Annotated in this window: 14 protein-coding genes, 1 tRNA gene, 1 rRNA gene and 1 other RNA gene; 4 read left to right on the forward strand and 13 right to left on the reverse strand. The window is 38.0% G+C overall.

From position 1 onward, the window contains the following. The 7 genes from ACOZBY_RS21395 to ffs all read right to left on the reverse strand — a co-directional run. Positions 1–58: ribosomal RNA gene (locus ACOZBY_RS21395) — 16S ribosomal RNA — on the reverse strand; the annotation flags it as partial. A 283-nt stretch (positions 59–341) separates the two neighbouring features. Then, complete coding sequence (locus tag ACOZBY_RS21400; protein ID WP_008179699.1) at positions 342–614, reverse strand: pro-sigmaK processing inhibitor BofA family protein; 273 nt, start codon at positions 612–614, stop codon at positions 342–344. Between the two features lie 73 nt (positions 615–687). Beyond that, a complete protein-coding gene (locus ACOZBY_RS21405; RefSeq protein ID WP_008179697.1) occupies positions 688–903 on the reverse strand; it encodes a YaaL family protein in 216 nt (71 codons plus the stop codon). A gap of 13 nt (positions 904–916) precedes the next feature. Continuing rightward, entirely contained in the window at positions 917–1,513 is a 597-nt protein-coding gene (recR, locus tag ACOZBY_RS21410) for a recombination mediator RecR (protein WP_031419468.1), read from the reverse strand. An 11-nt stretch (positions 1,514–1,524) separates the two neighbouring features. Beyond that, on the reverse strand, positions 1,525–1,839 hold the full coding sequence (locus tag ACOZBY_RS21415; RefSeq protein ID WP_004233957.1) for a YbaB/EbfC family nucleoid-associated protein: 315 nt from the start codon (positions 1,837–1,839) through the stop codon (positions 1,525–1,527). Between the two features lie 21 nt (positions 1,840–1,860). After that, positions 1,861–3,648 carry a DNA polymerase III subunit gamma/tau gene (gene dnaX, locus ACOZBY_RS21420; RefSeq protein ID WP_031419466.1) on the reverse strand — a complete coding sequence of 596 codons (1,788 nt, stop codon included), beginning with the start codon at positions 3,646–3,648 and terminating at the stop codon, positions 1,861–1,863. A 143-nt stretch (positions 3,649–3,791) separates the two neighbouring features. Further along, positions 3,792–4,059, reverse strand: an RNA gene (gene ffs / locus ACOZBY_RS21425) — signal recognition particle sRNA large type. Positions 4,060–4,222: 163 nt separating this feature from the next. On the opposite strand from ffs, the gene ACOZBY_RS21430 reads away from it, so the two are divergent. The 4 genes from ACOZBY_RS21430 to ACOZBY_RS21445 all read left to right on the forward strand — a co-directional run bounded on the left by ACOZBY_RS21430 (position 4,223) and on the right by ACOZBY_RS21445 (position 7,946). Continuing rightward, positions 4,223–4,315, forward strand: a tRNA-Ser gene (locus tag ACOZBY_RS21430). Between the two features lie 127 nt (positions 4,316–4,442). Next, a complete protein-coding gene (locus tag ACOZBY_RS21435) occupies positions 4,443–5,702 on the forward strand; it encodes a sensor histidine kinase (protein ID WP_063389789.1) in 1,260 nt (419 codons plus the stop codon). After that, a complete protein-coding gene (locus ACOZBY_RS21440) occupies positions 5,703–6,581 on the forward strand; it encodes a response regulator (protein ID WP_012291855.1) in 879 nt (292 codons plus the stop codon). 90 nt (positions 6,582–6,671) lie between these two features. Next, positions 6,672–7,946, forward strand: a complete 1,275-nt coding sequence (locus tag ACOZBY_RS21445) for a cation:dicarboxylate symporter family transporter (protein WP_200990788.1) — start codon at positions 6,672–6,674, stop codon at positions 7,944–7,946. A 45-nt stretch (positions 7,947–7,991) separates the two neighbouring features. Here the strand turns inward: ACOZBY_RS21445 and ACOZBY_RS21450 are convergent, their stop codons facing one another. The 6 genes from ACOZBY_RS21450 to ACOZBY_RS21475 form a co-directional block, all read right to left on the reverse strand. Next, on the reverse strand, positions 7,992–8,612 hold the full coding sequence (locus ACOZBY_RS21450; protein WP_200990787.1) for an RraA family protein: 621 nt from the start codon (positions 8,610–8,612) through the stop codon (positions 7,992–7,994). Positions 8,613–8,706: 94 nt separating this feature from the next. Continuing rightward, a complete protein-coding gene (locus tag ACOZBY_RS21455) occupies positions 8,707–9,615 on the reverse strand; it encodes a methyl-accepting chemotaxis protein (RefSeq protein WP_200990786.1) in 909 nt (302 codons plus the stop codon). Positions 9,616–9,679: 64 nt separating this feature from the next. Continuing rightward, entirely contained in the window at positions 9,680–10,207 is a 528-nt protein-coding gene (locus ACOZBY_RS21460) for a TIGR00730 family Rossman fold protein (protein ID WP_036166758.1), read from the reverse strand. Between the two features lie 89 nt (positions 10,208–10,296). Continuing rightward, complete coding sequence (locus ACOZBY_RS21465) at positions 10,297–10,965, reverse strand: deoxynucleoside kinase (protein ID WP_031418652.1); 669 nt, start codon at positions 10,963–10,965, stop codon at positions 10,297–10,299. Continuing rightward, complete coding sequence (locus tag ACOZBY_RS21470; protein ID WP_036160336.1) at positions 10,965–11,600, reverse strand: deoxynucleoside kinase; 636 nt, start codon at positions 11,598–11,600, stop codon at positions 10,965–10,967. Before ACOZBY_RS21470 ends, ACOZBY_RS21465 begins: the two co-directional genes overlap by 1 nt. 186 nt (positions 11,601–11,786) lie before the next feature. Continuing rightward, positions 11,787–14,198 carry a heavy metal translocating P-type ATPase gene (locus ACOZBY_RS21475; protein WP_325882225.1) on the reverse strand — a complete coding sequence of 804 codons (2,412 nt, stop codon included), beginning with the start codon at positions 14,196–14,198 and terminating at the stop codon, positions 11,787–11,789. Positions 14,199–14,273: the final 75 nt, after the last annotated feature.

The raw sequence follows: 14,273 nt of genomic DNA on the forward strand, positions 1-14,273 counted from the left end.
GCATGTATTAGGCACGCCGCCAGCGTTCGTCCTGAGCCAGGATCAAACTCTCCATAAAAGAAATTTGATTAGCTCAAATTGTTTTGCTGGCATCAATTTTGATGTCCAAAATTTTGTTTCGTTCACTAGCTAGGCTAGCTACTTAAAACTTTATTGATTACGTTTTGCTTGTTCAGTTTTCAAGGTTCATGTTGTTAGTCAGTGTCTTTCAACAGCAACTCTTATATAATATCACGTCGCATATAATGTGTCAACATAAATTTTTAATTTATATTTCGTTTCAACCAGTTATATTGGCGACTTCTATAACTATACCATAATATTATTATATTGCAAGCATTTTATAAAATAAATATTAAAGCTGTTATGCCTAGAACCCCTGGAATACCTAAAACGGCAATCGTTAAGACTGAGAAAAGATTGATGGGCACGTTATATCCTATATAACCAATACCTAAATGAATCATAAATAATAGTAGGAAAGCAAATGCAAATCGAAACCAAAAGACAGATAAACCTTCTAAAATTTTGCCAAGCTTAGCATGTCTTATTATGACATAAAGAAAAAGAAGCCCTACAGGAACACAAATACTCATAATTACTAACCAAGACATATGGTTACCTCCTCAAAAAAATAATTATGAAAGTTTATGTTTCCTGTATTGCTTCTATGAATAGCCAATAGAACTATTTTATTAACACCCTGCGAATTCTAGCTTCTTTAAATAAATAAAAATGAATGCTTTCCGCCGCTTTTCGTTGAGCAATCGCCCCTAGATCATAGTCGTCCATTAGTTCTTCTATTATCTTTGCTTGTTGTAAATCCTCTTTTGTTTCTTTTATAAGATTTACTAGCCTATCATCGAACTCTTTTTTCAGCTTTCCTTTACTACGGAAGAACATATTAATCCCCCACTCACAACTCACGTCGACCTTCCATTGCCTTCGATAACGTTACCTCATCTGCATATTCTAAGTCCCCGCCTACTGGTAACCCATGCGCTATGCGGGTCGTACGAATACCTGACGGTTTGACAAGGCGAGATATATACATAGCTGTTGCTTCGCCTTCAATAGTTGAATTCGTAGCTAGAATAAGCTCTTGGACACTTTCATCGTGCAACCGGACTAACAGGGAAGCTACATTGATATCCTCTGGGCCAATGCCATCCATTGGTGATATCGCACCCTGTAGTACATGGTACATACCATTATAGTCACGCATTTTTTCCATCGCAATTACATCTTTTGTGTCTTGAACAACACAAATAATAGAATGATCTCGTTGTTTATCTGTACATATGTGACACGGGTCTACATCTGTAATATTGCCACACACGGAACAATAGCTTAAATTCCGTTTAGCATCAATTAATGCTTTAGAAAAAGATAAGACATCTTCTTCCTTCATTGATAACACAAAAAACGCCAGACGAGCCGCAGTTTTCGGCCCGATACCTGGCAATTTCATAAAACTATCGATCAATTTTGATATTGGTTCTGGGTAGTACATATGGATACCTCCTAGAATGGAAGGTTTAAGCCTTGAGTGAATTTACCCATCGTTGAGTTCGTTTTTTCTTCTACTTTTTTTAATGCCTCATTAGTAGCAATAACGATTAAGTCTTGTAGCATTTCAATATCCTCTGGATCTACTACAGATTCATCAAGATTTACTGACACAACTTCACGTTGACCAGACACAGTTACCTTTACCATGCCGCCACCCGCAACACCTTCAAACTGCTCTGCATTTAGTGCCTCTTGAGCCTCCATCATTTCTTTTTGCATTTTTTGCATTTTTTTCATCATACCTTGCATATTTCCCATTCCACGCATAAATGTTTTCCTCCTAAAAATTTAATCTTCCATAATTTCAACAAAGTCTTTACCAAAGAGCTTTTCTGCCTCTGTCACAAGTGGATCCTGTGAAGCAAGTGGCTGAGCATCATCGATAAATGGCTCATCCGATATTTCTGCCGGTGGTGGTTCTAATAATTCCTCACCATTCTCTGATGCAGCTGATATTTTTTTATGCTGCATACTATGATCACGGATAAACTCTTCACGCATTTTTAACCAAGATTCTTCTGGTATACAAAGCATTTCGTACATTATACCAGTTTGTCCTGCAATTAATTGGGTGAAGTGAGCCTTTAAAGACTGATTATCTGCAACCATCTGACAATGAATATCATACTTGAATTTTAACACAAAAGCACTTGAAGATGCCGCAACTGGTTCGGCTTCAGCTAAAAGTGCAGACTGCGATTTTTGCAGTTGATTTAGTGCTTGTGCCCAAATTGATTTTATACGTTGGACATCTTGCTTTGTAGCGTCTTTTAGTACCTCTTGGATACGACCTGTTGGAGCCTTATAGCCGTTTGGATTTTTAGCACGTGGTCTTTGCTCTTTTGGCGCTTGCGATGCTTGCGCAGGAGCTCCTGATTGTAATTGTAGAGATAATTGTTGAACCATTTGCTCAAGTGCTACAATTTTTTGAGCGAGATCAGGGCTAATCACCGTATCACTCGTTGGACTTATTGCTTGATTAGTGCTCCCTCCCGAAAACTGTACCATTTTAAGTAATGCCGTTTCTAAATAAATTTTTGTATGGTGAGAGAAGCGCATTTCTTGCTGAGTTTTCGCAAGTATATCAATATAGCCATAAAGCATATCCGGTGCAAATTCATGGGCCAAGGATAATACACGTTCCTCAGGAGACACGAGCTCTAATAATTCTGCTAAATCTTCACTTGTTTGAAGTAATAATAAATCACGGAAAAATGTAATTAAGTCTTCTGAAAGACGAAGTGGGTCTTTACCATCAGTAATTAGTTGTTCTAAAAGGGCAAGCATTTGTGCAACATCTTTCGCTTTGAGTGCATTGGCTAGATCATAAAAAACTTCCTGGCTTATTGAACCTGTAACTAACAATGTATCCTCAAGCTTTAGCTTCTCTCCACTGAAAGATACTACTTGGTCCAATAAACTCAAAGCATCACGCATTCCTCCTGCAGCAGATTGCGCAATTACCTTTAAGCCTTGCTCTTCATATGGCAGCTCAATATCTTCTAATACAACTTTCATACGTTCAATAATATCATTGGTAGAAAGTCGTTTAAAATCAAAGCGCTGACAACGGGAAATAATTGTAGCAGGCAATTTATGAGGCTCAGTTGTTGCTAAAATAAAAACTGCATGGGGAGGCGGCTCTTCTAAAGTTTTCAAAAGAGCGTTAAAAGCGCTTGTAGAAAGCATATGCACTTCATCAATAATGTACACCTTGTATCTACTGCTTGCAGGAGCAAAACGAACTTTTTCTATAATATCTCTAATCTCTTCCACACGTGAATTTGAAGCTGCGTCAAATTCAATGACATCAGGATGCGAGCCGTCCGTAATACTTAAACATGTAGCACATTCGTTACAAGGCTCTTCCGAAGGCGCATGTTCACAATTTAAAGCTTTTGCAAAAATTTTAGCTGTACTTGTTTTCCCTGTACCACGTGGTCCAGAAAAAAGGTAAGCATGCGTTGTTTTATTCGCTAGGAGAGCATTTTGTAGCGTTCTTTTGACATGCGCTTGACCAGACATCTCTCGAAAAGACTGCGGCCGATACACACGGTAAAATGCTTGATACGTCACTGTTTTCCTTCTCTCCTTCTCCATTAAATAGAATAGTCTTATTATAGCATTTGCTGCCTTATATATAAAATGAAGTTACTAAATAAAAATAAAAAAAGCATCCGCCTTATAGTAGACGGATGCTTTGAGTTGGCAATTTAATGCCGTGCACCTTTCCTTGACAGCCGCACATAAGCGTTACTCCTGTCGTTAGCTCAGATTAGGCAACCCCGCGGCACATGGATATGACCACTTAATGCTGCTTCCTTCCGGACCTGACATGGTTCATGGGTATCCATTGCGCAGGACCCAATCGTCAACACTACGTGCAGAAGGCAGACCAAACAATACGGACAGCCTCGAAAAAGGAATTCAGTCTCGCTAGAGCGGATTGCGAGTTACAGGACACCGCTACCTTCCCACCTAGCACGGCAATAACTAGTATACTGACTGTTTGTATAAATTGCAACTTAATGCACAAATTATTTATTACCCATGTATTTTAGCATTACTAAATTTTTAAAAAAATTGTTGACTTGAGTTTTAAGTTATGATAAATTTATTTTTGTCGAAAGACAGCAAAGCAATATAACATGGAGGTATACCCAAGTCTGGCTGAAGGGATCGGTCTTGAAAACCGACAGGCGGGTAACACCGCGCGGGGGTTCGAATCCCTCTACCTCCTCCAGTTTTTAATTTCCGACTACGAATGTAGCCGTTTTTTTTTGCCAAAATTGTATGTATTACTTGTTAAATACCACTTCCGCCTCGGTTGTGGTATTTTTTTATTATATCGCTTATTGGAGGTTGTCAAATTGCCACCGAAAAAGAATATAGCTCGCACTTCCCTCACTTGGGTGATTTTAATTGCTATCATGACCGCAATAGGCAGTGAGATTAAAATTATGCCGTTTGCCAATACGACTTTTCGCTTTGGTTTAGGTACCATAATCTTTTTCTTATGCACATTAATTAAACCTACACCTATTATTTTAGCTGGGTTCGCGACAAGTATAGTGACCATCTTTTTTCGTGTTTTCAATTCATATTTACATGATATATCCGTATTAGAGAGCATTTTTAACCATTTACCAGCGGGATTATTTTATGTATTGTTTGCTATATGCCTACGAATTTTAGATGTCCAAACATATAGGGAAAAACCACTAAAGCTTGGTTTACTCGTTGCTTTTAGTGAGGTCATTAGTAACTTAGCAGAACAAATTTTCCGTTTTTTTGTACAAACCTATACATTTCTATTTCTTCATGACCTTTTGATTTTGTTAGCGGTGGCCTTATTACGAAGCTTTTTTGTAGTTGGTATTTATAGCTCTATATTGATTGCCGAACAAAAAAAACGTGTTCAAGAGATGCTTAATATTGGATCTGATCTCTATGTTGAGACCCTGTATTTAAAAAAATCCATGAATCATATTGAAACCATAACAGCTAGCGGATTTGAATTATATCGACAATTAAAAGCTCAAGGATATCGAGCGGAAAGCTTACAAGCTCTTCATATTGCCCAGGAAATCCATGAAGTGAAAAAGGATTCACAACGAATATATGCAGGCATTTCAAAGATTGTTGGTGAAAGGAGCTTTGGTCCTTTTGTATTATCTGAATTATTGCATTATATAGAAGATGGCAATAGTAAATACGCTGAATTGCTTGGGAAAAATATCGAATTCCAAACAAGTATAGACTTCGATTTTCAAACAAGGGAACATATTGCATTGCTCGCTCTTTTAAATAATTTAACTGCTAATGCGGTGGAGGCTATCGAAGAGCAAGGTATCATTTCTATTGCTATTCAACGACAAGAGGATAATACTGTAATAACAATATGTGATACTGGAAAGGGAATTTCACAGAAGGATTTTTCTATTATTTTTGAACCTGGATTTACCACCAAATATAATATAGATGGTGTCGCAGCAACTGGCATTGGCCTTTCGCATGTTGCTGAACTAATAGAAAAATTAAAGGGCTCCATAACCGTTGAATCAAACAATCAATACACAACGTTTAAAATCATAATTCCTACGCAAACTATTCAAACGGGAGAGACTTAAATGAGGTATTTTATTGTAGACGACGATCGTGCAAGTCGTGTCATGTTAAAACAAATTATTGAAGATAGTGGGTTAGGTACAGTGATTGGCGAAGCTCGCAATGGTGAGGATGCCATACCCCAAATTTTAATGACCCAGCCGGAGTTTGTGCTAATCGATTTGCTGATGCCAAAGCTTGATGGTATAGCAACAGTCGAGCATCTTATTCAAAATCGTTTTGAGGGCCAATTTATCATGATTTCTCAGGTCGTGAATAAAGAAATGGTTGGTGAGGCTTATGAACAAGGAATAGAATTCTTCATTCATAAACCAATTAACCGCATTGAGGTAGAAAACGTTTTAAAAAAAACTACCGAACAATTTCGGCTAAAAAATTCACTGTTAGTTATTCGTCAATCGCTTACAAATATTGAATTAAGTGAACAAAAAGCAAATAAAGCAACTTCACGTGATCATATTCAGTCCATATTAAATGATATGGGGATTGTAGGTGAAATTGGGAGCGAGGATATTATAGCTATTATCGAAACTTTACTTGCTCATCAGCATAAGATTGCACCCCTTCCTCCATTAAAGGAGCTCTACGAGGAAATCGCAGCTGTAACAAAGGCTACACCTGATGAAATTTTGAAGGAAAGTAAAGCCATAGAGCAGCGTGTGCGCAGAACAATATTAGCTGCCATGATTAATCTGGCAAATTTAGGCGTTGTCGATTACACCAACTCTGAGTTTGAATACTATGCCCCTCGCTATTTTGATTTTAAAGAAATTCGTCAACTCATGACTCAAATTGAAGACCATGATAATCGTAAAGCAAAGGTAAATATTAAGAAGTTTATTCAAGTGCTATATTCAGACATTTTAACAAAAGTAAATTAATTTTCTCGGATTTTGTCGGATTCCATAAGTCCTCCGTATTATTAAAGTAAGGCGTGTCCTAAAAATTTAATATCAGGGGGTACAAAGGGTTTGAAGAAGAAATTTAAAATCAGTCTAGCCGTTCAAATTTTAATCGGCTTGATTTTAGGGATCATTGTTGGTGGTATTTTTTATGGAAACCCCAAGATTGAGACATATTTACAACCATTAGGGGATATCTTTTTACATCTTATTAAGATGATTGTTGTTCCCATTATTATTTCGACATTAATCGTTGGTGTTGCTGGTACTGGAGACATGAAGCAGCTTGGACGATTAGGCGGGAAATCCATTATTTACTTTGAAATTATAACGACAGTAGCAATCTTAGTTGGATTACTTTCGGCGAATATTTTCCAACCAGGTGCTGGAATAAACATGAGTGAATTATCTCAAGGGGATATTTCGAAATATGTAACAACAACTGAAGAAGTACAGCATGAGGGACCATTCGATATTATTGTAGGTATTGTCCCAACAAATATTATTCAGTCTATGGCTGAGGGTAATATGCTTGCGATTATCTTCTTCTCAGTTATTTTTGGTTTAGGGGTTGCAGCAGTTGGTGAACGAGGAAAGCCAGTCTTAGACTTCTTCCAAGGGGTTGCAGATGCTATGTTCTGGGTAACTAACCTCGTAATGAAGTTTGCGCCAATCGGGGTATTTGGTTTAATTGGTGTAACCGTTTCCAAATATGGGTTTGCTTCACTGGTTCCACTTGCCAAATTAGCCATCCTTGTTTATGCAACCATGTTATTCTTCATCTTTGTTGTTCTTGGCCTTGTGGCAAAATTTGCAGGAATCAGCATCTTCTATTTAATTAAAGTGTTAAAGGATGAGTTGATCTTAGCATTCTCAACCGCAAGTTCTGAAGCTGTATTACCGCGTATTATGTTAAAAATGGAGAAATTAGGGGCTCCGAAGGATATTGTATCCTTTGTTATACCTACCGGTTACTCCTTTAACTTAGACGGATCAACGCTATATCAAGCGATTGCAGCATTATTTATTGCGCAAATGTACGGTATTCACCTTAGCATTGGTGAACAAATTACGTTAATGCTTGTATTGATGGTTACTTCGAAAGGGATTGCAGGTGTTCCGGGGGTATCCTTCGTCGTACTGCTAGCCACTTTAGGTACTGTTGGCATTCCATTAGAAGGACTAGCATTTATTGCTGGTATTGACCGTATCCTTGACATGGGACGTACAGTTGTTAACGTAATTGGTAACTCATTAGCGTCATTAGTGATGGCGAAATGGGAAGGCCGTTTCGATCGCGAAAAAATGAAGAATTACTTTAATGAAAATGAAAATTTAGCATAAAATAAAAAACTCTCACGATGTTGGATGGCATCGTGAGAGTTTTATTTAATTTCCAAGCACTTTATCTAAGTACGCAAGAATGGATTCTTTGCCGTTTGCATGTGCTTCATGTGCACGCTTTTCATCTTTTAACATCTTTTCTTCCGCAGCTTCGATTACTTTTTCAGCATCTTGCTGTGGTACAACAATGACACCATCGACATCTCCAATAATATAGTCGCCTGGGTGAACCGTCACTCCTCCAATGGCAATGGGCACATTTACTTTGCCACCCCCATTTTTATTACCAGCAGCTACTGTTGTACCTAAAGAGAATACAGGGAAATCTAACTCACGTATAGCAGCAATATCACGAATTACGCCGTCAACTACAAAACCTTGTACTCCAACACCCTTTGCTAAGGACACCACAAAATCTCCTGCTACCGCTCGATTGGTGTTTCCCTTTGCATCTATAACTAAAATATCTCCTTCATTGGCCGCTCTAATAGCCTCCAACACTGCACCATTTTCTCCATCTGGTAAACGTACGGTTACCGCACGTCCAGCAATTTTAAAATGATCGGCTAGCGGTTTAATAGTACTACACAAATTCGTATGCCCACCTGTTGCATCTGAAATAGCTGTTGTTGGCACATGCTGAAAACTTACTTCCACTTTTGTCATCCATAACACCCCTATTATGATTAATGAAAGTCTTACACAAATATTGTAATGAAACCACTTATACTATATCAATATATCTACTAAAATATTGAACTTAAATAATTTCAATAAATTGCTTGGACTGCTCGTCTAATGCTTCTGCTGCAGATGCGATTTCACTAAAATCTTTAGTCGTAATAGTAATTTGTTCGTGTGTCTTTTCTACTTTTTCAGCTATTTTTGTAATACTGTCTGTCACTTGACTAATTTCCCGCTCTATCCCCTCTATATTATCCTTCACTTCTGAAATGGATTGCTCTACTCTAACGGAAAGCTTTCTCACCTCTTTTGCCACTACGTCAAAACCTCGACCATATTCTCCAGCTCTTGCGGCTTCGATCGCTGCATTCAAAGCTAGTAAATTGGTTTGGGCAGCAATCTCTTGAATGGTTTTCACAATACCTTTAATGGAATCAGCTTGATTCTGTAGCTGTGTAAGATTGCTGACATTTTCTTTTGATTCCTGTGAAACCTCTTGAATGGTGCTCAGTAATTCTTGACTATTTTGAATACCGGTTTCTGAGCGTTGATGAAGTCCATTAGACATTTCCTTCAATTGATCGGCTACATTAGTTATTTCATTTTGACGTTCAGTAATATTCGTAGCAATTTTTGAAACGCCAATTACTTTATTTGAGTGATTGGCGAAAACGGGCATATACGTAGCCTCCAGCCAAACCCTATGTCCATTCGCATCAATTCTTTCAATTTTATCCTGATAACTATTCCCTGCTACTAAATTGCGCCAAAACTGTTCGTATGCTGGACTATGAACGAAATTCGGTAAACAAAAATCTTTATGATTCTTTCCAAGCAATTCTTGTACGGTATAGCCTAATGTTTTAGCAAACAGCTCATTTACATAGGCAACTCTTCGATCCATATCAAAACGAATAATTGCTATATTGCGCTCAATAGCTTGCACTACTAAATCATCAGTCACTTGAGTATCTGCACCTTGCATAATTCACCTCATCCATTTCTATTTTTTACCGTTTATTTAATATTATAAAAAACACGGGGAATATTCACCCATGTTTTTTTAGTAACCGTAATATATCATCTGCTGTATTTGCTATACGGAAGAAGGATTTCTGTTCAGATCGTATAAATCCTTCCTTTAGCATTATTTTAAAATGCTGTAAGAGTGCGTCATAGAAACCATTTACGTTATATAAAATAACAGGTTTTTCATGAAGGCCAATTTGTGCCCAAGTAAAAACTTCGAAATATTCGTCCAAAGTCCCTGCGCCTCCTGGAAGAGCAATAAATGCATCAGCCAGCTCCGCCATTTTAGCTTTTCGAATATGCATGGACTCTACAAAATGAATTTCTGTTAATGAAGCATGAGCCAGTTCTCGCTTCTGTAAATGAGTTGGCATAACACCAATCACCTCTCCACCCGCTGCTAAAACAGCATCCGCAACCTTTCCCATTAATCCTGTTTTGGAACCACCGTAAACAACACCATGTCCGTGCTTAGCTAATACAGCACCTAGCTCTGCCGCTTTCTCCCCATATACTGGACTTTTCCCTATGCCAGATCCGCAATACACTGCAATTCTTATAGTAATCCCTCCTATTCAAAAAACGTGAAACAATCAGTCATGTATTGTTTCACGTTCTTTGGTCGTTTCTTGCTCTTCTATTTTCTTAAATGGCTTGTTTGTTTTAGCATATGACTGATACGGCTCACAATTGATTCAATTGCATCAGGATTTTTTAATAAATCATAATCATTAATATCTAAACGTAGAACTGGACAGGAATTAAAATTATTAATCCAGTTTTCATAACGTTCATGCATTTCTATCCAATAATCATTTGGCGTTTGTTGCTCCATTGCGCGCCCACGTTCTTGTATTCGCCCAATAACAGCATCAATCGGTCCTTCAAGATAAACAAGTAAATCGGGATGTGGGAAATACGGTGTCATTACCATAGCATCAAACAAATTCGTGTACGTTTCATAATCTGTTGGGCTCATTGTTCCCTTATCATAATGCATTTTTGCGAAAATCCCAGTATCTTCATAAATAGAGCGGTCTTGTATAAACCCTCCACCATACTCAAAAATACGTTTTTGTTCCTTAAAACGCTCTGCTAAAAAATAAACTTGTAAATGGAAGCTCCACTTTTCAAAATCCTCATAAAATTTATCAAGATATGGATTGGTATCTACTTTTTCGAAGGATGTACGGAAATTCAGTGCTTCTGCTAAAGCTTTTGTCATCGTGGACTTTCCTACGCCTACAGTACCGGCAATCGTGATGACGGTTTGTGGAGGAATATCGTATTTCTCTCTTAAATTCATTATTGCAAACTCCTTTTTTGTAACGTATCCTTAATTATTTTCAAAACATAATTTAAATCGTCTGGATTTTTCACAAAATCGAGCTGATCTCCATTAAATCGAATAACTGGTATTTCAGGATGCATTTTCTCAAAATGTTCGATAAAAGAATGATAATCGATAACGAGCTGCTCCATGTAATCGCGTGATATCATTTTTTCAAAGTCTCGTCCACGCATGGCAATTCGTTTCATCAATGTTTCAACGCTTGCATGTAAATAAACAACTACATTAGGTACAGGCATATCTTTTGTTAATATTTTATAAATTTCCTCATACTTTTCGTATTCGGTAGATGCCAGTGTACGCTTCGCAAATATTAAATTCTTAAAAATATGATAGTCTGCTACAACTGGCTTGGCATGAGCTAATCGGAATTTTTTAATGTCCGTTAATTGCTTATAGCGATTACATAGGAAGAACATTTCCGTTTGGAAACTCCACTCCTCAATATTTTCATAAAACTTATTTAAAAAAGGGTTTTCGTCTACAATTTCTTTTAATAGATGGTAATTAAATGTCGCTGCTATCTCTTTCGATAAAGAGGTTTTACCAACACCAATCGGACCTTCTACCGTAACAAATGGAACCGTCACCAGAAGCTCCTCCTTTTGTTCTATGGATTCGATCATTGTGTCCTACATAAATGAATCAGTACCTTTCATTTTATCATAGTGATAAAATGAAAAACAGAATCAACCTATGAAAATTAAGTATGAGATTTTTCCCCGTATAGTTTGAAAAAAGACATTGAGGATATGTATCCCAATGTCTTTTCATCTTCACAATTTCACTCGCTGTAAACGTAGAGCATTTAATACAACTGATACAGAACTGAAAGCCATTGCTGCCCCTGCCACCCACGGAGCAAGTAGACCAATTGCAGCAATCGGAATACCTAAAGTATTGTAAGCAAATGCCCAAAACAGATTTTGTTTAATATTACGCATTGTTTTTCTACTCATAAGAATAGCGTCCGCAATACTATTTAAATCACCACGGATTAACGTAATATCTGCCGCTTCCATCGCCACATCTGTCCCTGTACCAATGGCCATACCAATATTCGCTGTCGCTAGCGCAGGTGCATCATTAATTCCATCTCCCACCATCGCTACATTTTTACCTTGAGCTTGAAGCTTTTTCACCTCATCTGCTTTTCCTTCTGGTAAGACTTCAGCAATAACTTGGTTAACACCTACCTCTGTTCCTATTGCCTGGGCTGTACGTTCATTATCTCCCGTCATCATAATGACTGTAATACCCATATCCTGTAAACGATGAATAGCCTCTTTAGATGTATCTTTTACTGTATCAGCAACAGCAACTACCCCCGCATATTGGCCATTTATTGCAGCCAACATTGCTGTTTTGCCATTGCTCTCTAATTCCTCCATTTTAGGTAAAATACTATCTAGCTGGATGCCATACTGTTGCATTAATTTTCGTGTACCAATGATAACACCTTGACCTGAGACCGTTGCCTGCACACCGTAACCTGGAATTGCCTCAAAAAATTGAACATCCCCTAAAGCAATACCACGTTCTTCTATACCATGAACAATCGCCTCTGCAAGTGGATGCTCCGACTGTTTCTCAGCTGCACCGATTAATGATAAAAAGTGTGTCTCCTCTTGGTCTGGGGCTAAAAGAACATCCGTTAGCACTGGCTTACCATGTGTCACTGTCCCTGTCTTATCTACAACTACCGTATCAATACTTTGTGTTTGTTCTAAATGTTCGCCACCTTTGAATAAAATGCCAAATTCAGCGGCGCGACCCGAACCGGCCATTATAGAGGTCGGTGTGGCTAAACCAAGTGCACATGGACAAGCAATCACCAGTACTGCAATTAAGACCTCTAAAGCAGGGGTAAATTCTCCAGGACGTACCCAAATAATCCAAACTATGAATGTCACAATCGCAATGCCAACAACAATTGGTACAAAAACACCTGAGATTTGGTCTGCTAAACGTTGAATCGGTGCTTTTGATCCTTGAGCATCTTCTACTACCTTAATAATTTGTGCGAGGGCAGTATCACGGCCAACCTTTGTGGCTGTCATTTTTATAAAACCATTTTTATTAATGGTTGATCCAAATAATTGATCGCCCTGCTTTTTATCAACTGGTAAACTTTCTCCTGTCAACATGGATTCATCAACAGCCGTTGTTCCTTCTAAAACTTCTCCATCAACGGGAATCTTCTCACCTGGTTTAACTAGGATGACATCACCAATCATCACTTCTTCTAAAGGTACTTCCCTCTCCATACCGTCTCGTACAACAATGGCTGTTTTGGCTTGTAGTCCCATTAGTTTTTTTATAGCTTCAGATGAACGTCCTTTCGCTTTTGCCTCAAATAATTTCCCTAATAAAATTAATGTAATTAAAACAGCACTTGTTTCAAAATAGAGGTGTGGGCCATGATGTGTTCCTATCGTCACAATTGCTTGATAAACACTATAGAAATAAGCTGCTGATGTCCCCATCACAACCAGTACATCCATATTTGCACTGCCATTTCGCAATGCTTTATATGCCCCTACATAAAACTGCTTACCAATAATAAACTGTACGGGTGTAGCCAATACCATTTGAACCCATGGATTCATAAGGAATTCTGGCACATATAAAAACGATGTAAAGGAAAAATGGCCGACCATCGTCCAAAGCAGTGGTAAGGATAGAATGGCCGATAAAATAAATTTTTGTTGCTGCTGTTTAATAACCTTTTCTCGATGATCCTCTGTTTCCTGCTCATCTGCCTTTTGATGGGCGCCGTAACCTAACTTCTCAACCTTTGCAATAATATCTGCAATGTTCACCTCTGATGGGTTAAACTCAATCATTGCTTTTTCAAGAGCTAGGTTGACATTGGCAGATGATACGCCGCTCATTTTATTTAATCCTTTTTCTATTCGAGTGGCACAGGCCGCACATGTCATCCCTGTAATATCAAGTTCAGTTTTTTGTTTAACTACTCCATAGCCAAGCGCCTCTATCTTTTTTTCAAAATCTGCTTCACTTAGCTTTGCTGGATCGTACTTAATAGATGATTTTTCAAGCGCTAAATTAACCGTTGCTTGTTCTACTCCATCCATTTTATTTAATCCTTTTTCTATTCGAGTGGCACAGGCCGCACATGTCATCCCTGTAATTTGCAAATTAGCTTCCTTATGATCAGAACTCATTTACCTTTCACCTCTCCTTATACCGACAGGGGGTATATATTTTTGAAAATAAGAGAGTGCCATCACAGCACTCTA

The sequence above is a fragment of the Lysinibacillus sp. NPDC056220 genome, assembly GCF_049315265.1.
GTDB classification, from domain to species: Bacteria; Bacillota; Bacilli; order Bacillales_A; family Planococcaceae; genus Lysinibacillus; species Lysinibacillus pinottii.